Below are 21,560 nucleotides of genomic sequence, written 5' to 3' on the forward strand. Positions count from 1 at the left end.
AATCTCTGATATACCAAAGATCTTGTGAGTGCTGCGCACTCAAACGGGGGCAAGCCCCCTCACCACAAAAGCCCGGTCCCGCAGGTTTAGGCGTAGGACAGGGATTTTTCTTCCAGTAGTTCTTCGTACAACGTCGTCCACTTGCGACCCATTTCTTCCGCCGTGAACAACTGCCGATAACGCGCCTCTGCCTTCACGCCCATTTCGGCTGCAAGCGTCGGGTTTTCCCAGAGTGTGCGCATGGCTTCACGGAACGCTTGTGGATGACTCGGCGGTACCACCAGCCCGGTTTCGTTGTGGATGTTGATGTAGCTGGTGCCGGTGCCGATTTCGCTGGAGATCATCGGTTTGCCGTACATCGCACCTTCGAGCAGCGAGATGCCGAACGCTTCGGAGCGCAGGTGCGAAGGAAATACGATCGCGTAACTCAGTTGCAGGAGCGCGACTTTGTCTTCGTCGCCAAGACGCCCCAGAAAGTGAATATTGCGCAAACCCAACGCTGTGGCCTGGGCGTGCAGTTTGGCTTCCAGCGGCCCGGCGCCAACAATCACCACCGGGTAATCCACGTCTTTCAAGGCGTCGAGCAGAATGTGCAGGCCTTTGTAATAGCGCATCACGCCCACAAACAGGAAAAACTTATCCCCAAGCTTTTGCCGCCAATGGTCCATGCGTTCGTTATCGGCCTGTGGATAACCGGCCTTGTTCAAGCCATAGGGGATGACGCGGGTCTTGTCCTGAAACTGCTGCAACACTTCACTGGTGTGCAGATAGTTGGGGGAGGCGGCGACGATTCGGTCAGCGCTGGCGAGGAAGCGGTTCATCAAAGGCCGATAAAGTTTGAGCAGGTGCTTCTGACGAATGATGTCCGAGTGGTAGGTCACTACGCTGGGTTTGTTCATGGCGCTGAAGAAATGCACCAGATCCATGAACGGCCACGGGAAGTGGTAATTGACCACATCCGCCTCAGCGGCCATTTCGCGAAATTGCTTGAAGACGCTGTAAGAAAAGCCTGTGGAAGCGAACTGAATGTCGAGTTTGGCCCGATGGACTTCGTGCTGCCCGAGTTGCACCACCGGCGGTGTCGGATCGGCACTGAGGGTCAACACCTGACTTTCAATGCCATGCTGGGCGCCGCTTTCACATAACTGGAAGATGACTTGTTCGATCCCGCCGACCGAGTCAGGCAGGTACGTCTTGAAAAAATGAAGAACTCGCATTCAACCTCCCATAGCCTGGCGGTAGGCGCGGGCGGTGATCTTCGCGCAGCGCTCCCAGGAAAATAGCCTTGCCTGCTGCAATCCGGCTTTTCGGCATGCCTGCCAATGTGTTTGATCGTCGATCAGCCGGCGCATGGCATCGCGCAAGCCGTCTGGATCGTCAGGTTCAATATAGTTGCCCGCAACGCCTGCGACTTCGGGCATGGCCGAACGTCGGGTCAGGATGACCGGCGTGCCGCTGGCCATGGCCTCCAGCACCGGTAGGCCGAAGCCTTCATAGCGCGACGGGAAAATCAGCGCCCGGGCGCCTGCCAACAGCTGCGCGACCTGCTCGTCGGGCAGATAACCGAGCAAACACACATGACCATTGGCCAATGCCTGGCGCAGCTCATCGCTGAATTGTTCGCGTTGCCAGCCGGCCATGCCCACGATCAACAACGGAAAGCGCTGACGCAATACCTCCGGAAGTTGGGCGTGGGCGCGCAGGGCCAGGGTCAGGTTCTTGCGTGGTTCCAGCGTGCCGACGCAGAGAAAATAATCCCGCATCTCGACCCCGTGGGCCTTGAGCATCGCATCGATGGCCTCGGGCTCGCGTGGGTGGAAACGTGCAGCCACGCCCAGCGGGGCAACTACAAAACGCTCGGCCGGCAGTGCGAACCAGGCTTGAGCCTCGTCGGCAATGTACTGCGAGTCGGTGAGAATCAGCTGCGCCTGTTGCACGCCATCGGCCAGTCGCCTCTCGATTTCTCGCAGGCGTGCCGGGGGTTGTGTCTCGGGATAGTGCAGGTGTGTCAGGTCATGCAGGGTGATGACCGTCGGGCCGTCGAACGACAACGGCCACAAACTGGGTTCGTGATAAAGGTCGATCGCCTGGGCGCGGCCTTGATCAAAGCGTTTCTGCGCCAGCCAGCGTCGAGCCTGATACGCCCCCGGTATCTGCCGCAGCAACGGCGTCAGTCGCGAGTAGCCCGGCATGGCGGCATCGGGTAGCGAAGAACTCCAGCCCCAGCCATGGAACAGCGACAACTCGACATCGGGCTCACCGGCCAGGGCAGTCACCAGTTCGGCGACGTAATGGCCTATACCGGTGCGCGGGGCCTGGAGAATTCGGGCGTTAAGGGCAATTCGCATGTTGCCTCTCTTGCACTACGGGTGTTTCCACAAGGTTGCGCAGGGTTCGCTCGGCCAGTTGCGCACTGGCTTCACGCCAGCCAATCCAGCGCCAGTCCGCCACATCGCGGGCGGCCGGGAATTGTTTGCTGCTCTCGAATCGGGCAACCAGATCCGCCAGGTTTTGTGGTTCGGCCAGATCGAAGTACGCCATGAACTCGCCGCCTATTTCGCGGAAGACCGGGATGTCACTGCCCATGGCCGGTAAACCGCGCTGCATGGCTTCTACCAGTGGCAGGCCGAAGCCTTCGACGTAGGACGGAAACACCAACGCACTGGCGTGGGAATAGGCGTGTTCAAGGCTGGTGTCGCTCAGGTCGTTAAACATGAACAGTCGTGTGTTCAACAGTGGGTGATTGCGCACCCGGGCGAGCAGGGCATCGCACTTCCATCCAATGCGCCCGGCGATGCACAGACGGGCAGTGGAGCCTGCGGCCCAGGCGAGTTCGAAGGCGTCCAGCAAGTAGTCGTGGTTCTTGCGCGGCTCGATGGTGCTGACCATCAGGAACACTGGTTCGGGGGTATCGAACAGCCGGGTCAGGCGTGTTTCGACAGCGGCGGTTTCTTCGCGCAGGTCCAGCTCCGAGCCCAGGTGAAAGTAGTCGAACCACAAGGTGTCGGCTTTGGCAGGACCGACGCGACGATGCAATTCATCGCGCACCTGATCGCGCACCGTGGCGGAAATCGCCACGTAGCCGTCGGCGGTTTTGGCGATCCAGTCGAACCACTCGTTGAAAATCTGCACCAGTCGCGTGTCGTAGAACTGCGGGTGGGTCAGGGGAATCAGGTCGTAGATGACCGAGACAATGCCCACGCCTTCGCGTTTGAGTTGTTCGGCCAATGGGAAGAAATCGGCGTGCCAGGACGAATCCAGCAACACGAGTTGATCACCCGGTTGATGCTGCAGCGGCGAGCAACGTTTGGGCAGTTGATATTGATTGATCTGATCAATCAGGCGCAGCGGTACGCTGAAACCCGCCAGCGCCGTGAGGCGGTAAGCCGCGTACAGCGCGCGCCGGGTCCATCGCGAGGTGCAGCGTTTGTCGAGGCGCTGGTGCAGTTGCCAGAAACGATGGGCCAATCGCTCCAGGCGCCCACCGAACTCCATCAGCCCATTGAAAAGCGGTGTGTCCAAAGGGGCCAGACTCAACACCCGGTAGAGCTTGCCCTTGAGCATCACCACCGGGATGCACTCAACGCCATCGACGCGTTCAGGCAACTGATTGATGACGTTGCGCACCACCCGCTGAATGCCCGAATTGACCTTGGGGTGCTGGAACACGTACGTGCACTCCACCAGTAGACGGGTCATGGCGTGTGCTCCGAAACAATCGATTCGGCCGCGCGAGTGATGGTGGTTTTCGCCGCCAGCCACGAGCAGCCGACGAAGTCTTCGTGTCGGTTGTTGATCACATGGAACACCAGGCCGTAGTCGCGCCACTCGAAATTGCGGTCCAGGTGCGAGTCCAGTCGCGACAGGCTCAGGGCCACGGAATAGTTGCCCTTGCCCAGGCCCATGACGAAGGCAAAGCGGTAGGTCAGCCGCTCGCCGGCCCGCAGATCGGTGAGGGCGAGGTCCTGACGATGGGTATTGATGCCGTACATGGCCTGGCCCAGGCGATCCTTGATCATGAAACCCAGCACCAGGCGTTCGATGTCCTGGCGCACTTCGACTTGCACCTCAAGCACGACCGGCTGGCCGACTTCGGCGGCATCGATGGCACGTTCGCGCTCATCGAGCATGCGCACGCTGAGGATCCCGGCTTCACCGGTGCCGGAAACGGTTTGCACCTGGCCGTCCGCGAGCATTTCCTGACGCACCGTCTGGCCTTCGCGCTCGGCGAGCAGGGCGTTGTAGTAGTCCATGACGGCTTCGGGCTTGCCATGCATGGCCATGCGGCCGTTCTCCAAGAGAATCGCCGAGTCGCAGATCGACTGAATCGCCGAGCGGTCGTGGGACACGATCAGCAATGTGGTGCCGGCCCTGCGAAAGCTGCGGATGCGTTCGAAGCTTTTGTGCTGGAAGTAGGCGTCGCCCACCGACAACGCTTCGTCGACGATCAGGATATCCGGGCGCCGCGCGGTGGCCACGCTGAACGCCAGGCGCATCTGCATGCCGCTGGAGTAGGTGCGCACCGGGTGGTCGATGGCTTCGCCGATTTCCGCGAAATGTTCGATCTGTGGCATCAGGGCTTCGATTTCTTCGACCTGCATGCCCAGCAATTGCCCGGCCATGACCGCGTTTTGCCGACCAGTGAACTCCGGGTGAAAGCCCATGCCCAGTTCCAGCAGGGCGGCGACGCGGCCTTCGAGCTGGATTTGTCCACAGGTGGGTTGGGTGGTGCCGGTGATCATCTTCAGCAAGGTACTTTTGCCGGCACCGTTGACCCCGACGATACCCACCGCTTCACCGGGAGCAATTTCGAACGCTACGTCTTGCAGCACCCAGTGCTGGCGATGGCGGATCGGCGAAAACGGGATCAGCCATTCGGCCAGTCGGCTCCAGCGCGTGGGGTATTGCTTGTAGGCCTTGCCCAGGCCCGTCACGCGTATATGTCCCATCAGAGTTCATCCACCATTTCGCCGACCCGCTGACGAAACAGTCGCAGCCCGATCACGCAGAACAACACACCGATTACAAAGACCGGCAGCAGCGAACTCCAGACCGGCCATTGGCCGTAGAGGAACAGGTTCTGGTAGCTGCCGATCAGGTTGGTCATGGGGTTGAGTTGCAACAGCCGCTGGACCCACTCGGGCAGGATGCTCAGCGGGTACACGATCGGGGTCAGCCAGAACCAGAATTGCAGGCAGATGCCGAAGAATTGCCCTACGTCGCGAAAGAACACGTTCAGCACACCGAGGATCATCCCCAGCCCGGCGCAGAACATCACTTGCAGCGCGATCAGTGGGAGCAACGCCAGCAGGGCCATGCCCGGCAAGCGCCCGGTGATCAGCAGAAAGCCCAGGAACAGCCCGATGATGATCGCGAAGTTGATGCCGGCATTGAACAGCACGATCACCGGCAGACAGATTCTCGGGAAGCTGATTTTCTTCAGCAGGTTGGCGTTTTCCAGAAACATGTTCTGGCTGCGCAGGGTGATTTCCGAGAACAGACCCCAGGTCAGCAACCCGGCGCAGAGGTAGATGCTGTAGGCCATGCCGTCATCCACACCCGGCAAGCGTGCGCGCATGACGTGGGAAAAAATTACCGTGTAGACGACGATCATCGACAGCGGGTTGAGCACGGTCCACAGGGCACCGAACAGCGAATTGCGATAACGCGCTTGAAACTCTCGCTTGACGCTACCGAGGATGAAACCTCGATAGCTCCACAGCGAGCGATACAGGGAAAGCAGCATTCAAACCGTCCTGCCGTATTGGTCTTCGAAGCGAACGATATCGTCCTCCCCCAGGTATTCACCGCTTTGCACTTCGATGATGACCAGGTCGATCACGCCGGGGTTTTCCAGACGGTGCCTGTGCCCGGCGGCAATGAACGTCGACTCGTTCTTGGCCACCAGGTGCGAACCGGAACCGTTGTTGGTGACCTTGGCCATGCCTTCGACCACCACCCAGTGTTCGTTGCGGTGGTGGTGCATCTGCAACGACAACTTGGCCCCGGGTTTGACCACGATACGCTTGATCTTGAAGCGCGGACCTTCCTCGAGCACGGTGTAAGTGCCCCACGGTCGGCTGACTGTGCGGTGCAGGCGATAGGCTTCGTGTTTTTTGTCCTTAAGCTGCCGGGCTACCCGGCGCACATCCTGGGCGCGGTCGGCGTGGGCGACCAGCAGCGCGTCGGCGGTGTCGATGATGATCAGGTTATCCACACCCACTGCGGCGACCAACCGGTCTTCGCTCTGGACGAAGTTGTTGTGGCTGTCGATGAAGATCGCCTCGCCGCTGGCGCGATTGTTCTGCGCATCGGCCGGCACCAGTGCTGCCACGGCGCCCCAGGAACCGATGTCGCTCCAGTCGAAACTGGCCGGAACCACGACCACTTTGTCGGAGCGCTCCATCAAGGCGTAGTCGATGGAGATGTCGGTGATGTCGGCGAAGTGCGTTGGCGACAGTTCCTGTTGCAGGCAACCGCCGGTTTCCACCGGCGCACTGGCCGCCATGCAGGCCCGAGCCTGTTCCAGCAATGCGGGGGCGTGAAGGTGCAACTCGGCCAGCAGCGTGGCGATCGAGAAGCAGAACATCCCCGAATTCCACAGGAAGTTGCCGCTCTCCAGATAATGCGTGGCGGTTTGCAGGTCGGGTTTCTCGACGAAGCGTTGCACCTTGGCGGCGCCTTTGTCGTCCAGCGGGGCACCGGTTTCGATGTAGCCGAAGCCGGTTTCCGGGGCTGTCGGCACGACGCCGAACGTTACCAGATGACCAGATTTGGCCAGCGTCACGGCGTGCTCGACCGCGCTTTTCAAGGCGTCTTCGTTGAGAATCAGATGGTCGGCGGGCATCACCACCATGATCGCTTCGTCGCCGTGCAGGGCTTGTAGCGAAAGGGCTGCCGCCGCGATGGCCGGGGCTGTGTTGCGGCCCGTCGGCTCGAGCAGAAAATGCCCGCGATGGCGCTCCAGGCGCGCATCCTGATAGTGATCCTTGCTCTGGAAGTAATAGTCGCGGTTGGTCACCGTGACGATATCGCCCCAGCCATCGAGCAAGCCTGCCGCACGCCGATAGGTCTTGCTCAGCAGCGACTGACCGTCGGGCAGGTTCATGAACGGCTTGGGATGGCCTTCGCGGGACACCGGCCACAAACGAGTCCCGGCACCGCCGGAGAGAATCACAGGAATCAGCATGGCCTACTCCTTGGCAACGCGTTTCATGTCCGCATCCATCATCATGCGAATCAAGGTGTCCAGATCGGTTTTTGGCTTCCAGCCCAGTACGCGCTGGGCCTTGGCCGGGTTGCCAAGCAGCACTTCTACCTCGGCCGGGCGGAAAAACGCCGGGTCGATCTTCACGTAGTCGCGGTAGTTGAGGCCAATGTGATCAAAGGCGATGCGGCACATTTCGCGCACGGTGGTGGTCACGCCGGTGGCGACCACATAATCGTCAGGCTTGTCCTGTTGCAGCATCAGCCACATGGCTTCGACGTAGTCGCCGGCGAAGCCCCAATCCCGTTTCGCGTCGATGTTGCCCAGGCGCAGTTCCTGCTGTTTGCCCTGTTTGATGCGGGCGGCGGCGTCGGTGACTTTACGGGTCACGAACTCGATGCCGCGCAGCGGTGATTCGTGGTTGAACAGGATTCCGCTGCTGGCGTGCAGGTTGAAGCTTTCGCGATAGTTCACCGTGATCCAGTGGCCATAGAGTTTGGCCACGCCGTAAGGGCTGCGCGGATAAAACGGCGTGTTTTCGTCCTGCTGCTCGGCCTGAATCAAGCCAAACATTTCGCTGGTGGACGCTTGATAGAAACGGGTGTGCGGACTGAACTGACGGATCGCTTCGAGCAGGTGAGTCACGCCCAGGCCGTCGACGATGCCGGTGGTCACTGGTTGATCCCAGGAGGCGGCGACAAAGCTTTGCGCCGCCAGGTTGTAAACCTCATCCGGTGCCGATTTGATTACGGCGCGCTGCACCGAGCAGGCATCGGCCATATCGCCATCCAGATAGACGATATCGCCCTCGATCCCCGTCTCGCGCAGTCGCCAACGTGAATCGCTGCTGCGCCGCGCCACCAGGCCATGGACTTTATAACCTTTGTCGAGCAGCAACTTGGCCAGATAGGCGCCGTCCTGACCGGTGATCCCTGTGATCAATGCACTTTTTGTCATTCTTGTCGTACTCGCTTCTCCCAGTCGGACAGGATCGCCCGCAAGGATTGTTGTGTTGTGATTTCAGGCGTCCATCCTGTGGTCTGGGCAAGCTTGGCATGGCTGCCACAAACGCGACGCTGATCCGCGCGGCGAAGACGCGCCGGATCCTGAATCAGTTGCATATCGACCTGGGCGAGATCCCCCAGCTGTTCGATCAAACTGCGAATGCTCTGCTCGCGCCCCGAGCAAATGTTGTAGACCTGCCCCGACGTGCCTTTTTCCAGCAATGCGAAGTAGGCCGACACCACGTCGCCCACATCGAGGAAATCGCGAGTGACGTCGATGTCACCGACTTCCAGTTGCGGTGTTTGCAGGCCTTGCTTGATTCGGCTGATCTGTCGCGCCGCGCTGGCGATGACGAAGCTGTCCTTCTGCCCGGTGCCGATGTGGTTGAACGGGCGAGCGACCAGCACCGGCCAGCCTTCGCTCAGGCCCCATTGCAGGCTCAGGAACTCCGCCGACAGTTTGCTCACGGCATAAGGATTGCGCGGGCAGGGTGGCTGGCGTTCGGTGATGGGCAGATCGGCTTCGTTGACCTGGCCATAGACGTCACCGGAGCTGACGTACAGGAACGTACCGGCGAAGCCACGCACTTTGAGGGCTTGAAGCAGGTTAAGGGTGCCCAGCAGATTGATATTCAGCGTACGTGTCGGATCACGAAAGGCTTCGGGAACGAAGGTCTGGCCGGCCAGATGAATGACCGCGTCGGGCATCTCCGGCCACAGGCCTTCAAGGCTTTCTGGCTGTACGAGATCGTAACGGGAAGGGGCAGGCAGTAGTTCCCATTCCGAGGCATCAGCCTTCAGACGAGATTGGATGTGTTGTCCTACGAATCCACTCAGACCCGTTACGAACAGACGCTTTTTCAAGCAGCGGTCCCCTCAATTCTGAACTTCTGCCATTTCCCGCAGGCTTTAGGGAAAGTCTGTCAGACCGAAGAAAAACCTTCGTAGGAAGACAGGCGAAGTCGTTGTTGTAGTTGTTTGGTAGCCAATCTGTGCCAATTGCGCAGCAATTTCAATAAGTCCCACCGTGACCGGTCAGTTCTCGTTTTCGCAGGCCTATTTATTCTCGCCGAGCGGTTCACGAACCCTTAACGGATGTGTTTAGAATGCCCTTCGTCACGATCGCCCAGGGTTCGGCAGGGTTATTTGAAACCCCGCGAAACTGACCACTAAAACAAGAACGTAGACGGGTACGAAGACTATAGACGAGGGCAGGTACTTGCCGACTCAATCTGTGGTTTCGCCGTCATAGAGTGAGGTTGCCGGGATGGCGGCTTCATCGTGGGATGCCATGAATTTTATTCTTTACTCGGACGTCAACGACAGTTCCATCAGCCAGAGCCTCGGTCGTCCCGAATACAGTTACTACTTCGTGCTCAAGGCTTATCGCCCGGTGCTCGAAAGCCTTGGGCGGGTGCATGTGGTGTCCTCCACCGCCGAGGTCGATCCTCTCTACAGGCAACTGCGTACCGCCGGCGAAGACAGCCTGTTCCTGTCTTTCACCCCGCCACAGAAAACCCCGAACGACCTTGAGTGCCCGACAATGTGCGTGGTGGCCTGGGAGTTCGATTCGATTCCCGATGAGCAGTGGGACAACGATCCACGGCAGGACTGGACCCGCATGCTGGCGCGCCAGGGCCGGGTGATTACGCTCTCCAGTCATACTGCCCGGGCGATCCGTCGGGCCATGGGCGAAGACTTTCCGGTGTTGGTCTTGCCGACGCCGTTGTGGGAAAACTTCGCGGCCATCCGTAGCCGTCATACCAGTGTGCCGGTCAATGCCGGTTCGACCCTCGACATCAAGGGCTGCATCCTCGATACCCGTACGCTGGGGCTGTCCGCCGACTCGCTGATTCCACCGCCGCTGACCCCTGAGCAACAGGCGGAACTCGAGGCCTTGCGCCCGCCGCCGCTAACCCTGAAGCGCCGCTTCGTCATCGCCAGGCACTACTTGCGTCTGTGGACGCTGGACCTGGGCAAGGCGCAACCGGTGCCGGTCCATCGCACTCATTTTCTGAGCCAGTGGTACTGGGAGGGGATTCGCGATCTGTTGTCTGACCCGGCTCACTCCCGGCTCGCAAAATACTTCCCGGCCATTGCCGGTCCACAGTCGGTGCCGGTCCATGTACCAGCACCCGTGGACCTTCCGGACACTACGGAACAGGTTCAGACCCATGTCGACGGCGTGGTCTACGTCACCGTGTTCAATCCCAAGGACGGGCGCAAGAATTGGCATCAACTGATCAGCGCATTCTGCTGGGCTTTCCGTGACACCGCGGATGCCACACTGGTGCTGAAGATTACCCAGAGCGATCTGTCGTCCTATTACACCGAGTTGATGACCTTGCTGGCGCAACTGTCCCCGTTCGCCTGCCGAGTGGTGGTGATGCACGGTTACCTGGACGATCCGCAATATGCCCGGCTCTATGAGGCGGCGAGTTATTACGTCAACGCCTCGCGCTGCGAAGGCTTGTGTCTGCCGCTGATGGAGTTCATGGCCAGCGGCAAACCGGTGATCGCGCCGGATCACACGGCCATGGAGGATTACATCGATGAGCGCGTGGCATTTGTGGTCAAGTCCAGCGAAGAGCTGACCATCTGGCCTCAGGACACCCGCATCATCTATCGGACCCTGCGTTATCGACCGGACTGGGGGTCGTTGAAAACGACCTACGAAAACAGCTACCGGATCGCCAAGGAACAGCCGCTGGAGTATCAGCAGATGTCTCACGCCGCGGTCGAGCGCATGCACGATTACTGCGCCTTCGCTCCAGTGCAACAACGCTTGGCGGACTTTTTCGGGCTGGCGCCACACGGTGTGTCGGCAGCGACCGTCACGGATAACGCCTCATGCTGATCATCATTTATTCAGAAACCAACCAGCGGACCATTGCCCAGAACCTGGGCCGTTCGGAATACAGCTACTACTTCGTGCTCAAAGAGTATCGACCGGTGCTGGAGCGACTGGGGCGGGTAGTGGAGGTCAGCGATCCACAGACCGAAGTCGACGCCCTGTACCTCGACTGTCTGTCCCGTGGCGAAGACTGCGTGTTCCTGTCGTTCTCGCCACCGCATCGCACGCCGGTTCATTTTGCCTGTCCGACCCTGGCAGTGTTTGCATGGGAATTCAGCACCATTCCCAATGAGCCGTTCGCCGGTGAACCGCGTAATGACTGGCGCACGGTATTGCGCGCGAGCGGTGCGGCAATCACCCATTCCAGCTACACCGTCAATGCCGTGCGCGAAGCCATGGGCGCCGACTATCCGATCGTCGCGGTACCGGCACCGGTGTGGGATCGCTTTGCCGCGCGTGGTGCGCAATTGCAGCGTCAGCCAAAGGCCTGCCAGGTGCGATTGAAGATCAAAGGCTTGCTGGCGGACAGTCGTCAACTTGATCTGCGGGCCTTTGGTCCTGCGCATTTGCGTGCCGGCAAGGGCATCGACTTTCAGGCGCCCGCTGGTGAACAGGAGCTGGTGCTCGATGGTGTGATCTACACCTCGGTGTTCAATCCCTGCGACGGGCGCAAGAATTGGGAAGACATGCTGAGTGCCTTTTGCGTGACCTTCCGCGAGGTAGAAGACGCCACGCTAGTGCTCAAACTGACGCATCACGATGCCGAAGAAGCGCTGACCGATATCCTTCATCACTTGTACAAAAACCAGTCCTACCGCTGCCGTATCGTGTTGATTTACGGCTACCTCGCGGATGCGGACTACGAACGTCTGGTGCAGGCCACGAGTTACGTGGTGAATACATCCTACGGCGAAGGCCAGTGCCTGCCGCTGATGGAGTTCATGTCATGCGGCAAGCCGGCAGTGGCGCCGCGCACCACGGCGATGATCGATTATCTGGACGCCGACAATGCTTTCCTCATCGACTCCACGGATGAGCTGACGGCCTGGCCCCACGACCCGCGAAAGGCGTTTCGCACCCTGCGCTACATCACCAACTGGGCCTCGTTATGCACGGCCTATCGGGCCAGCTATGACGTGGCCAAAGACGACCCGCAACGCTATGCAAGGATGTCCGCCCACGCGGTGACCAGCCTGCAAAACTTCTGCGGCCAGGCAACCGCTGAACAGCGTCTGAAAGAATTCCTTGCCCGGCTATTCGAAACCCGCGCTGCGGCTGCCGTGGAAACCCCCAAGGCATGATCCGCGCATTGATGAGGCGGCTGCGTCCGGTGGCGCAACCCAAAGCTGTGCCTGCACCGGTTGCGCAAGACAGCGTATCGCCGCGCGATGTCGGCTTGCACGACGCCATCCTCGATGGCTGGTTTTTGAACGACAGCGGCGAATTGCTCAAGGGCTTTGCGATCATGGCGGACGACACTTTGCTGGATGTCGGTTGCGGTGAGGGCGTTGCGACGCTGTTTGCGGTACGTCAGGGCGCGTCGGTGATTTTTACTGACAGTGAACATGACAAGGTCCGAGACCTGGCCCGGCAAGTGGACACGCAGACGGACAAGCCAAGCCTGGGGCTGGTCAGCAATAGCCTGCCGTTGCCGCTGGCCGATGGCTGCGCGAGCAAAGTCGTGTGCATGGAAGTGCTCGAACACATCGACCAGCCCGAGCCGTTCATGGCCGAGTTGGTGCGCATGGGCCGTCCGGGTGCGCAGTATCTGCTGAGCGTGCCGGCACCGGTGGGCGAGCATTTGCAACAGGGCATCGCCCCGGCCAGCTATTTCCAGTCGCCCAATCACGTACAGATTTTTACCCCGGAACGCTTCGCCGCGCTGGTGGAGGACGCCGGCCTGGTGATCGAGCATCGTCAGGCCACCGGGTTTTTCTGGGTGATGGGCATGATTTTCTTCTGGGCCAGCGAGCGCGCGGCCGGGCGCGACTTGGGCGGCGCGGTACGTGACCGGATTCAAGCGCCCTATCCGCCGCTGATGGAGAGCTGGGCGAAAACCTGGCAAGACCTTCTGGCGCAACCCAATGGGCTGGCGATCAAGCAGATGCTCGATCAGTTCATGCCCAAGAGTCAGGTGATCATTGCACGTAAACCGATGGCGACCGATTCAAAGGCCGGGACTGCGTCATGAGCAGTCGACGGATTCTCGACATCGAGTTGTTGCGCGGGATCGCTGTGCTTGGCGTGCTGGTGCATCACCTGCAAACCATGCCATTTCCGGGTGGGCTGCCGGGTTTCGAATCGGGCACGGCCCACGGGCAATTCTGGTGGGGTGTGGACCTGTTTTTTGTCATCTCCGGGTTTGTCATCGCCCGAGGCTTGATTCCGCTGCTGCGTAGTTGCCAGACACCGCAGGCCTTCTGGCTGGAAACCCGCGATTTCTGGATTCGCCGGGCCTTTCGTCTGTTGCCATCCGCCTGGTTGTGGCTGCTGCTGATGTTATTGGGTGCACTGTTTTTCAATCATTCGGGTGCCTTTGGCACGGTGCAGGCCAATCTGCAGGCGACGCTGGCGGGCTTTCTGCAGTTTGCCAATTTGCGCTTCGCTGAAAGCTTCATGCGCTTCGAATACGGTGCCAGCTTCGTTTACTGGAGCCTGTCCCTTGAAGAGCAGTTCTACCTGCTGCTGCCCTTACTGATCCTCGTCTGCCGCAAGCGGTTGGTGTGGGTGTTGCTGGCCTTGGTTGCCGTGCAACTGTTCACTTGGCGTTCAGCGCTGTTGATGAGTATCAGGACCGATGCCCTGGCATTGGGCGTGTTGCTGGCGATGTGGAGCTCGAGGCCGAGCTATCTGACCTGGGAGCCACGATTGTTGCGCCGTCGTTGGTCAGGCCCGTTGACACTGATCGGCTTGGGGGCTGCATTGAGCGTGCTGGCGAGCACACCTTTCAATCTGGCGAGCTATCGGGTCGCCGCGATTGCGTTGTTGTGCGCGCTGCTGGTCTGGATCGCTTCCTACAATTGCGATTACCTGCTGCCCAAGGGCAAGCTCAAGCAAATACTGGTCTGGTTGGGCGCCCGTTCCTATGGCATTTACCTGATTCACATTCCGGCGTTCTTTGCCGTGCGCGAAGGCTGGTTTCGTTTCGCGCCCGTCGGTTGGCAGGACGTGGCGATGCAGCCGGCACTGGCGCTGTTTTGCGCCATGACCCTGATCGTGCTGCTGAGTGAACTCAACTACCGATTCATCGAGCTGCCCATGCGCAACCGGGGTGCCCATCTGGTGCAACGCTTGCGTATATCCCCATCAGTCCTTCCATCCTCTGGAGCCACCTCATGCTGAGCCTTTTGAAGAAACTCACGGCGGGCACGTCCGCTGCCGCGCAGCCGCTGATGCCAGCACCCTCGGTGTCCGAGAAAGTCGACCCGTACATGCTCGGCCTGCATGACGCGATGCTCAGCGGCTGGTTCAACCAGCAAACCGGTGAGCTATTCACCGGTTTCCCGGTCAGCCCCGAGGACACGCTGCTGGATGTGGGCTGCGGTGACGGGGGCAACGTGCATTTCTGCGGCATGCGCGGGGCGAAGATCATCATTGCCGACATCGACGCAGCCAAGGTCGAAGCGACTCGTCAGCGCTTGAGCGACACGCCGGCGCGGGGCATCGAGTGCCACGTCACGGACTGTAATCCGCTGCCGATTGCCGACGCGACCGCGACCCGGGTGGTGTCCACCGAAGTTATCGAGCACGTCGACGATCCGGCGCAGTTCCTCGCCGAACTGGTGCGGGTCGGCAAGCCCGGGGCGCTGTATTTGCTCAGTGTTCCGCACCCCAGTTCCGAAGACCTGCAAAAAGACATCGCGGCGCCGGAGTATTTCCAGAAGCCCAACCACATTCGCATCATCAGCGAAGAGCAGTTCAAAGCGATGGTCAGCGACGCCGGCCTGGACGTCATCAGCCACAGCCAGTACGGGTTTTATTGGTCGATGTGGATGCTGTTGTTCTGGGAGGCCAAGGTCGATTTCAGCAACGCCGACCATCCATTGCTCAACCATTGGGCCGACACCTGGCAAGCCGTTCTGTCGTCGCCACGGGGGGCGCAGATTAAACAGGCGCTGGATGCGGTGGTGGCGAAAAGTCAGGTGATCATTGCCCGCAAGCCAATGGCTGAGTAGGCTGCCGGGAATTCGTATTCGATCAATTGTGGCGAGGGAGCTTGCTCCCGTTGGGCTGCGAAGCAGCCCCTTCATTTCATCAGACACACCCTATGGGCTACATTTGCGACTGCTGCGCAGCCGAGCGGGAGCAAGCTCCCTCGCCACAGAGGATGAGGGCTCATTGTGTTTTTCATTCGTCTGTCGGCCTTGCTTGCCGCATTGCTGTTGCTCAACGGTTGCGAGCAACCGGACGCACCACCGCTCGATCAGCAACTCTATGTCTGGCAACGGCAATGGACGCCGGCCCATGACGCCGCGCTGCGCGACAGCCGTGCCGATTTCTCGACCTTGCGTGTGCTGGCCTTGCAGGCGTTTCCGCAGGCCGGCTGGAGCCGGGCGCGAATCGATCCGGTGCTGCTCAAGCGTGACGGTCGACCGCTGATAGCGGTTATTCGTCTGGACGGCCAGCTCAAGGGTCTGGATCCGGACGAGGTCACGGCGCACATCCAGCAGATGCTCAGCGATTGGCAAGGGCAGGGGGTGATCCTCTCCGGCGTGGAAATCGACCACGATGCGGGCAACGCTCGGCTACCGGCCTACCGCGAATTCCTCACGCATTTACGCGCCGTTCTGCCCGCTTCCTTGCCACTGAGCATCACCGCGTTGCCGGCCTGGCTCGACAGCCCTGAATTGCCGGCGCTGCTGGCGACCGTCGACAGCAGCGTCTTGCAGGTGCACGCGGTGAGCGATCCACGGCGTGGCTTGTTCGACCCGGATCAGGCCCGGCAATGGGCCAGGGCCTGGAGCCGTGTCACGTCGAAACCGTTTTATCTGGCGCTACCGGCTTATGGCGTGGCGCTGTTGCCGGGGGACGGTGGTGCGCCGGTCGTGGAAAGCGAAGTGCCCATCGAGCGGGGCGGCAAACGCCGGGAGTTACTGGCGGATCCGCTGCAACTGAGCAAACTCGGCGCCGAGTTGCGCGCCGATCCACCGGCTCATCTGGCCGGGCTGATCTGGTTTCGCCTGCCGCTGGCCAATGATCGCAGGGCCTGGAGCCTGACGACGCTAATCGCTGTGGCGCGTGGCGATATGCTCGACAGCCGCGTGGGGCTGAAGCTCTCGGCGCAGGACGGCCTCTACGACATCAGCGTCAGCAACCAAGGCAACCTCGACAGCGCCTGGCCCGAACGCCTGACACTGGCGGTGCAGGGCTGCGATGGCGCCGATGCATTGGCCGGTTATGCATTGCAACAGCGCCCGGATCTGCTTACCTTCACCCGCCTGCGCGAGGGTCGAATCCCGGCCGGCGGGCAGCGCACCATCGGTTGGGCCCGCTGCGCAAATATTGATCAAGGAGGTTCGAATGTTCACCCGTAACTGGCCCCGCCATCTGCTTTGCCTGAGCCTCAGCCTGCCGTTGGGTTCGGCGTTGGCCTGCGGGCCGGACTTCCCCATGCGCCTGCTGGACAACCGTGGCCAGTCGCTGGCGGAACTGCCGGAAGGCAACTTCAACTTTGAGATCAGTCGCCTCGGGCATGCCATCGCGGGACTGAAAAATGTCACGGCTGCCACCAACATTCCGGGGGACGGTTACGGCGATGCGCCGGATTACGCGGGTCAGCGCAACACCGCCGAACAGGCCGGTCTGACGCCTGAGCAGCAAGCGCTGGTGCAACAGCTGCGCAATCTGACCGATGCCCGTCAGGTTGAAGAGCAAGACGCGAGCCTGCCGGCCGAACACATGTTCTATCTGGCGGGCGCGGTGGCGTTCAACGCGGGTGACCATGGTTTGGCCGCTGAATATTTTCAGAAAGTGCTGGCGCTGCCGGCGGATCAACGCGCGTTGCGCAGTACCTGGGCGGCTTACTCGTTGGGGCGGACACTGTTTGCCATGAGTTCAGAGGCGGGCGCAGGTCCCGACCTGTTGGCTCAATCCCGAAAGGCTTTCGAGCAAACTCGTCAGCTGAGTATCGACGGCTTCAGCGACCCGCTGGAACTGGGTGTTGCCAGCCTCGGCGAAGAAGCGCGAGTGGCCCGCACCGCTGGCGATTGGGACAGCGCCATCGAACTCTACGCCACGCAGAACCTCCACGGTTCGGCGGTGGGCTACAGCTCGTTGAAGTTGTTGATGGCCGATCTGATGGTAATGCCCGACGATCAACTGGCCGTGTTGCTCAAGGGCAAAGCGGTGCAGCAACTGGTGACGGCGTCGTTGATCAGTCGACTGGGCTGGTCATTCGGTGATCAGCCGCCAAGCGAACAGAAACTGATCAAGCTGCTGCAAAACAGCACCCGCGGCAGCCTGGATAACGCGGATCGCCTGGCGGCGATGAACTATCAGCAGGGTGATTACGCCAGTGCCAAAGCCTTCCTCGAACAGGCCGGTGACGGCGGCCTCGCGTGGTGGCTGCGGGCGAAACTGGCGTTGCGTGATGGCGACAAAGGCGCTGCCGCTGCGGCTTACGCCAAGGCAGCCCAAGCCTTCCCGCAGAACGAGTCTTGGGGTGAACGACGGACCCCGGACTGGGATTACGAAACGGTGCAGCCCAAGTGCCGGGTCGACGGCGAAAGCGCAATCCTGGCCCTGCAACGCGGCGATTATCTGCAAGCCTTTGACCAGCTCTATCGCAGCCAAAGCATTTACTGGTACGACGCGGCCACCGTTGCCGAGCGGGTGCTGACCCTCGATGAACTCAAGCAGTACGTCGACACTCAGGTGCCTGCACCGCCGGCTCTCAGCCAACAGGATCGCGACAATTATGTGCCGTTGCCGGTAGCCGCGAACCTGCGCAACTTGCTCGGGCGGCGCCTGTTGCGTGAAGGGCGTTATGACGAAGCGCCGGCTTACTTCGACAACGTCGATCTGCAGAACAAGGCCAAGGCGTATGGGCTGTATCGTGAGGAAGCGGATGCTGCCTGGTGGCCGACCAAACGTGCCGCCGCGTTGTTTAACGCCGCTTTGACGGCGCGTCAGTGGGGGATGGAGATTCTCGGCTACGAAATGGCACCGGATTACGCCACATTTGGTGGTAATTACAGCCTTGAGAGCCGTGAGCTAAAGGTCGGCCCGTTAGTGGCTGAAGATGAGGTCGTGCGTCAGCAAGCCAGCGCCGCTCAACCCGATGAGCGCTATCACTATCGTTATGTCGCAACGGCTTTGGCCAGTCGTGCTGCCGATAATCTGCCTCATACCAGCCAGGCTTTTGCGGCGGTGTTGTGTGCGGCGGCGGGGTGGAACACCAGCCTTGAAGAAGAAAGTGCCTTCTATCAACGTTATGTAAAAGAAGGGCCGTACGTGGATTGGGCGGAAAACTTCGGTCACCAATGCCCTGATCCCGACTTTGAAAACGCCAGCAAACGTTATGTAACCCAGGCTACCGATGCTACGCGTTCGATGCTGCGGCCTTACAAGAAGCCAGTGCAAGTAGGCGCTATTGTGGCGATCACGGCGGCGGCTTTGCTGCTGATCAGTCGCCGTCGTCGTAGAGCGCAATAACCCTCAAGCCTGCTGCACAAAGGTCAGCCGCACCGCGAAGCCGATCAGCAGGCTGCCGAACAACCACTGTTGCACCCGCTGGGCCGATGGACTGCGTTGCAGCCAGCGGCCCAGTGCGGCGCCGACCAGTGCGTAGGCACTGTCGAACAACAACCCGACACCGACCAGCATCACGCCCAGCGTTGCAAATTGCGCGAGCACTGGCCCGGCGTGAGGTTCGATGAACTGCGGCAACAGCACCGAACAGAACAGCAGCGCCTTGGGGTTGAGCAGATTGGTCAGCAAACCGCGCTGGATCGCCTCGCGCCAATGCGATTTTTCAGTCGTGGAACCTGCACTGTTCAAGCTCGGCAGCATCGTGGTGCGCAGGCACTGAATGCCGATCCACAGCAGGTACGCGGCCCCGACCAGGCGCACCACGTCGAAGGTCCAGGGTGCCGTCTTGAACAGCGCTGCCAAACCCAGCGCAGCCAAGGCCACATGACAACCACGCGCTATGCCCAGCCCCAACGCCGTGGCCAGCGCCGCGCCTTTGCCCTGACGCGCGCCGGTCTGCAACAGCAGAATCATGTCCGGGCCCGGCAACAGGTACACCACCGCCAATGCCATGAAAAACAGCCAGAGTCCTGCCATGTTGCCCCCCATTCGTTGTCGATTTGGTGAGGTCAGTCTATGGCTGAAGAGCAGGGCAGGTGGTTGCGTAGTCAGCTTCTAAAGCTTCGATATTTGGCATAACCTGCCATTTTGTGATGAGCGAACTATCGGGATCTGCCAAACCATGAAACTGGACGCCTACGACCGCAAGATTCTCGCGGCGCTGCAACGGGACGGTCGCCTGAGCAACGTGCAATTGGCCGACGAGATTGGCCTGTCCGCCTCGCCTTGTTTGCGTCGGGTACGGATGCTGGAAGAAGCGGGAGTGATTCGCGGCTATCAGGCCAATCTGGATCGAGATGAAGTGGGCCTTGGGCTGACGGTGTTTGTCGGGGTCAAAGTTGAACGACACAACGATGAACAGGCCGAAGCCTTTCGCCTGGCCGTGACGGCATTGCCTGAGGTGATTTCGGCGTTTCTGGTGTCAGGGGAATCGGATTTTCTGCTGCAAGTAGTGGTGCCGGATTTGCGCGCCTATGACCGTTTTCTCACCGGGCGACTGCTGAAATTGCCGGGTGTGAGCGACATTCGCAGCAACTTTGCGATTCACACGGTGAAGACCCCGGGGGCGTTGCCGTTGGGGCATTTGCCGATTTAGATCGCGTCGACTGCATCGCGAGCAGGCTCGCTCCCACATTGGTTTTGTGAACGCCACAGATCAAATGTGGGAGCGAGCCTGCTCGCGATAGCGGTAGTTCAGTCTCCATCAACCTCCAGGCTTACATCTGCGTCGCCATCCCCTCCACATCCATTGCCGCCTGACGCAATGCCTCGGAGCGAGTCGGGTGTGGATGACAGGTCAGGGCGATGTCTTCGGCCGAGGCGCTGAACTCCATGGCTACGCAATATTCGCCAATCATCTCACTGACGCTGGGGCCCACAAGGTGCACGCCGAGGACTTCGTCGGTGCGCTCATCGGCCAATACTTTGGCGAAGCCTTCGGTTTCGTGATTGATCTTCGCCCGGCTGTTGGCGGTGAAGGGAAATTTGCCGACCTTATAGGCGCGACCTTCGGCTTTCAGCTGTTCTTCGGTCTTGCCGACGCTGGCCAGCTCCGGTTTGGTGTAGATCACGCTGGGGATCAGGTCGTAATTGACCTCGCCAGCCTTGCCGACGATTTGCTCGATGCAGGCCATGGCTTCGTCTTCGGCCTTGTGGGCGAGCATCGGCCCAGACGTGACATCACCGATCACCCAGACGCCAGCGGCCTCGGTGCGATGGCCCTTATTGGCGAGCATGCCGCGTTTGTCCGTGGCGAGACCGACGTTTTCCAGCCCCAGGCCTTGGGTGTAAGGACGACGACCAATAGCCACCAGCACATAGTCGGCTTCAAGCAACTCGGCGGTGCCACCCGCGGCCGGCTCGACGCTGAGCTGAACACCGCTCGCCGATGTCGTGGCGCTGGTGACTTTCGAACTCAATTTGAAGCTGATGCCTTGCTTGCTCAATGAGCGCTGAAGGGTCTTGCCCGCTTCGCCATCTACACCGGGGCAGATCCGATCGAGAAATTCGACCACCGTCACCTGAGCACCCAGGCGGCGCCATACCGAGCCCAGCTCCAGGCCGATCACCCCGGCACCGATCACCACCAAGTGCTTCGGCACTTCGCCCAGCGACAGTGCGCCGGTGGAGTCGAGAATGCGTTTGTTATCGATGTCCACGCCGGGCAGGGGAGTGGGTTCGGAACCGGTGGCGATGACGATGTCCTTGGCGCTTAGCTGGGTCTTGGCACCCTGGCTGTCGGTCACCGTGACTTTGCCCGGCCCGTCGATGTGGCCCCAGCCCTTGATCCAGTCGACTTTGTTTTTGCGAAACAGAAACTCGATGCCTTTGGTCAGCCCGGTAACGCTTTCATCTTTCTGTTTCATCATTTGAGCAAGGTTGAGGACAGGTTTGACCTCAATCCCCAGGTTGGCAAATTCCGCCCCCATGGCCGCGTCGTAGAGTTCGGAGGCATGCAGCAGCGCCTTGGATGGCATGCAGCCGACATTCAGGCACGTCCCGCCAAGAGTGGCGCGGCCTTCCACGCAGGCTGCTTTCAGACCCAGCTGGCCGGCGCGGATCGCTGCGTTATAACCGCCGGGGCCTGCGCCCAGAATCACGACGTCATAGGTGCTCATGGTGGTACTCCTGGTTTGAAGGACGGGATCGATAAAGGAGTCTTCAGTAAAAATTACGAGCGTAATAT

The 21,560-nt window shown here is 60.3% G+C and carries 18 protein-coding genes; 8 read left to right on the forward strand and 10 right to left on the reverse strand.

The window, feature by feature from the left end; genetic code table 11:
* Positions 1–86: 86 nt before the first annotated feature.
* From ACZ9IM_RS18960 to ACZ9IM_RS18995, 8 genes are read right to left on the reverse strand one after another with little or no spacing between them, the layout of a single operon-like run.
* The gene (locus ACZ9IM_RS18960; RefSeq protein WP_401172891.1) at positions 87–1,217 is read right to left on the reverse strand and encodes a glycosyltransferase family 4 protein; all 1,131 of its coding nucleotides are present in this window, start codon (positions 1,215–1,217) and stop codon (positions 87–89) included.
* Positions 1,218–2,348: a glycosyltransferase family 4 protein gene (locus tag ACZ9IM_RS18965; RefSeq protein WP_427626334.1), complete on the reverse strand. Its 1,131-nt coding sequence runs from the start codon at positions 2,346–2,348 to the stop codon at positions 1,218–1,220.
* Positions 2,332–3,699, reverse strand: a complete 1,368-nt coding sequence (locus ACZ9IM_RS18970; RefSeq protein WP_427626332.1) for a glycosyltransferase family 4 protein — start codon at positions 3,697–3,699, stop codon at positions 2,332–2,334. The genes ACZ9IM_RS18965 and ACZ9IM_RS18970 overlap by 17 nt, the downstream gene beginning before the upstream one ends.
* Positions 3,696–4,949, reverse strand: a complete 1,254-nt coding sequence (locus ACZ9IM_RS18975) for an ABC transporter ATP-binding protein (RefSeq protein WP_427626330.1) — start codon at positions 4,947–4,949, stop codon at positions 3,696–3,698. The genes ACZ9IM_RS18970 and ACZ9IM_RS18975 overlap by 4 nt, the downstream gene beginning before the upstream one ends.
* Entirely contained in the window at positions 4,949–5,746 is a 798-nt protein-coding gene (locus tag ACZ9IM_RS18980) for an ABC transporter permease (RefSeq protein ID WP_476224684.1), read from the reverse strand. The genes ACZ9IM_RS18975 and ACZ9IM_RS18980 overlap by 1 nt, the downstream gene beginning before the upstream one ends.
* A complete protein-coding gene (locus tag ACZ9IM_RS18985; RefSeq protein ID WP_427626326.1) occupies positions 5,747–7,189 on the reverse strand; it encodes a mannose-1-phosphate guanylyltransferase/mannose-6-phosphate isomerase in 1,443 nt (480 codons plus the stop codon).
* Positions 7,190–7,192: 3 nt separating this feature from the next.
* Positions 7,193–8,164 (reverse strand): GDP-mannose 4,6-dehydratase, encoded by a 972-nt coding sequence (gene gmd, locus ACZ9IM_RS18990; RefSeq protein ID WP_030132531.1) that lies wholly within the window; start codon positions 8,162–8,164, stop codon positions 7,193–7,195.
* On the reverse strand, positions 8,161–9,075 hold the full coding sequence (locus ACZ9IM_RS18995) for a GDP-mannose 4,6-dehydratase (protein WP_476224685.1): 915 nt from the start codon (positions 9,073–9,075) through the stop codon (positions 8,161–8,163). The genes gmd and ACZ9IM_RS18995 overlap by 4 nt, the downstream gene beginning before the upstream one ends.
* Positions 9,076–9,502: 427 nt before the next feature.
* Here ACZ9IM_RS18995 and ACZ9IM_RS19000 point away from each other — a divergent pair, with 427 nt between their 5' ends.
* The 7 genes from ACZ9IM_RS19000 to ACZ9IM_RS19030 all read left to right on the forward strand — a co-directional run bounded on the left by ACZ9IM_RS19000 (position 9,503) and on the right by ACZ9IM_RS19030 (position 18,718).
* Positions 9,503–11,068: a glycosyltransferase gene (locus ACZ9IM_RS19000; RefSeq protein WP_476224686.1), complete on the forward strand. Its 1,566-nt coding sequence runs from the start codon at positions 9,503–9,505 to the stop codon at positions 11,066–11,068.
* Positions 11,062–12,366, forward strand: coding sequence for a glycosyltransferase (locus ACZ9IM_RS19005; protein WP_476224687.1), 1,305 nt, complete (start codon positions 11,062–11,064; stop codon positions 12,364–12,366). The genes ACZ9IM_RS19000 and ACZ9IM_RS19005 overlap by 7 nt, the downstream gene beginning before the upstream one ends.
* Positions 12,363–13,256: a class I SAM-dependent methyltransferase gene (locus ACZ9IM_RS19010; RefSeq protein WP_476224688.1), complete on the forward strand. Its 894-nt coding sequence runs from the start codon at positions 12,363–12,365 to the stop codon at positions 13,254–13,256. The genes ACZ9IM_RS19005 and ACZ9IM_RS19010 overlap by 4 nt, the downstream gene beginning before the upstream one ends.
* Positions 13,253–14,407 carry an acyltransferase family protein gene (locus tag ACZ9IM_RS19015; RefSeq protein ID WP_427626316.1) on the forward strand — a complete coding sequence of 385 codons (1,155 nt, stop codon included), beginning with the start codon at positions 13,253–13,255 and terminating at the stop codon, positions 14,405–14,407. The genes ACZ9IM_RS19010 and ACZ9IM_RS19015 overlap by 4 nt, the downstream gene beginning before the upstream one ends.
* Positions 14,401–15,240: a class I SAM-dependent methyltransferase gene (locus tag ACZ9IM_RS19020; protein ID WP_476224689.1), complete on the forward strand. Its 840-nt coding sequence runs from the start codon at positions 14,401–14,403 to the stop codon at positions 15,238–15,240. Before ACZ9IM_RS19015 ends, ACZ9IM_RS19020 begins: the two co-directional genes overlap by 7 nt.
* A gap of 162 nt (positions 15,241–15,402) precedes the next feature.
* A complete protein-coding gene (locus tag ACZ9IM_RS19025) occupies positions 15,403–16,599 on the forward strand; it encodes a DUF3142 domain-containing protein (protein ID WP_476224712.1) in 1,197 nt (398 codons plus the stop codon).
* The gene (locus tag ACZ9IM_RS19030; RefSeq protein ID WP_476224690.1) at positions 16,586–18,718 is read left to right on the forward strand and encodes a hypothetical protein; all 2,133 of its coding nucleotides are present in this window, start codon (positions 16,586–16,588) and stop codon (positions 18,716–18,718) included. The genes ACZ9IM_RS19025 and ACZ9IM_RS19030 overlap by 14 nt, the downstream gene beginning before the upstream one ends.
* A 3-nt stretch (positions 18,719–18,721) precedes the next feature.
* Here the strand turns inward: ACZ9IM_RS19030 and ACZ9IM_RS19035 are convergent, their stop codons facing one another.
* Positions 18,722–19,351, reverse strand: a complete 630-nt coding sequence (locus tag ACZ9IM_RS19035) for a LysE family translocator (protein WP_063342048.1) — start codon at positions 19,349–19,351, stop codon at positions 18,722–18,724.
* A gap of 145 nt (positions 19,352–19,496) precedes the next feature.
* Between ACZ9IM_RS19035 and ACZ9IM_RS19040 the strand changes: the two genes are divergently transcribed.
* Complete coding sequence (locus ACZ9IM_RS19040; protein WP_427626308.1) at positions 19,497–19,970, forward strand: Lrp/AsnC family transcriptional regulator; 474 nt, start codon at positions 19,497–19,499, stop codon at positions 19,968–19,970.
* Between the two features lie 121 nt (positions 19,971–20,091).
* Here ACZ9IM_RS19040 and lpdA read toward each other — a convergent pair whose 3' ends face one another.
* On the reverse strand, positions 20,092–21,492 hold the full coding sequence (lpdA, locus tag ACZ9IM_RS19045) for a dihydrolipoyl dehydrogenase (RefSeq protein ID WP_427626306.1): 1,401 nt from the start codon (positions 21,490–21,492) through the stop codon (positions 20,092–20,094).
* Between the last annotated feature and the right edge of the window lie 68 nt (positions 21,493–21,560).

It is taken from the genome of Pseudomonas sp. TE12508 (assembly GCF_056279485.1).

What these genes read in the sequence shown, in the direction of transcription:
- ACZ9IM_RS18960 (WP_401172891.1), bottom strand. Translation starts at nt 1,217, where the DNA reads ATGCGAGTTCTTCATTTTTTCAAGACGTACCTGCCTGACTCGGTCGGC.
- ACZ9IM_RS18965 (WP_427626334.1), bottom strand. Translation starts at nt 2,348, where the DNA reads ATGCGAATTGCCCTTAACGCCCGAATTCTCCAGGCCCCGCGCACCGGT.
- ACZ9IM_RS18970 (WP_427626332.1), bottom strand. Translation starts at nt 3,699, where the DNA reads ATGACCCGTCTACTGGTGGAGTGCACGTACGTGTTCCAGCACCCCAAG.
- ACZ9IM_RS18975 (WP_427626330.1), bottom strand. Translation starts at nt 4,949, where the DNA reads ATGGGACATATACGCGTGACGGGCCTGGGCAAGGCCTACAAGCAATAC.
- ACZ9IM_RS18980 (WP_476224684.1), bottom strand. Translation starts at nt 5,746, where the DNA reads ATGCTGCTTTCCCTGTATCGCTCGCTGTGGAGCTATCGAGGTTTCATC.
- ACZ9IM_RS18985 (WP_427626326.1), bottom strand. Translation starts at nt 7,189, where the DNA reads ATGCTGATTCCTGTGATTCTCTCCGGCGGTGCCGGGACTCGTTTGTGG.
- gmd (WP_030132531.1), bottom strand. Translation starts at nt 8,164, where the DNA reads ATGACAAAAAGTGCATTGATCACAGGGATCACCGGTCAGGACGGCGCC.
- ACZ9IM_RS19000 (WP_476224686.1), top strand. Translation starts at nt 9,503, where the DNA reads ATGAATTTTATTCTTTACTCGGACGTCAACGACAGTTCCATCAGCCAG.
- ACZ9IM_RS19005 (WP_476224687.1), top strand. Translation starts at nt 11,062, where the DNA reads ATGCTGATCATCATTTATTCAGAAACCAACCAGCGGACCATTGCCCAG.
- ACZ9IM_RS19010 (WP_476224688.1), top strand. Translation starts at nt 12,363, where the DNA reads ATGATCCGCGCATTGATGAGGCGGCTGCGTCCGGTGGCGCAACCCAAA.
- ACZ9IM_RS19015 (WP_427626316.1), top strand. Translation starts at nt 13,253, where the DNA reads ATGAGCAGTCGACGGATTCTCGACATCGAGTTGTTGCGCGGGATCGCT.
- ACZ9IM_RS19020 (WP_476224689.1), top strand. Translation starts at nt 14,401, where the DNA reads ATGCTGAGCCTTTTGAAGAAACTCACGGCGGGCACGTCCGCTGCCGCG.
- ACZ9IM_RS19030 (WP_476224690.1), top strand. Translation starts at nt 16,586, where the DNA reads ATGTTCACCCGTAACTGGCCCCGCCATCTGCTTTGCCTGAGCCTCAGC.
- ACZ9IM_RS19035 (WP_063342048.1), bottom strand. Translation starts at nt 19,351, where the DNA reads ATGGCAGGACTCTGGCTGTTTTTCATGGCATTGGCGGTGGTGTACCTG.
- ACZ9IM_RS19040 (WP_427626308.1), top strand. Translation starts at nt 19,497, where the DNA reads ATGAAACTGGACGCCTACGACCGCAAGATTCTCGCGGCGCTGCAACGG.
- lpdA (WP_427626306.1), bottom strand. Translation starts at nt 21,492, where the DNA reads ATGAGCACCTATGACGTCGTGATTCTGGGCGCAGGCCCCGGCGGTTAT.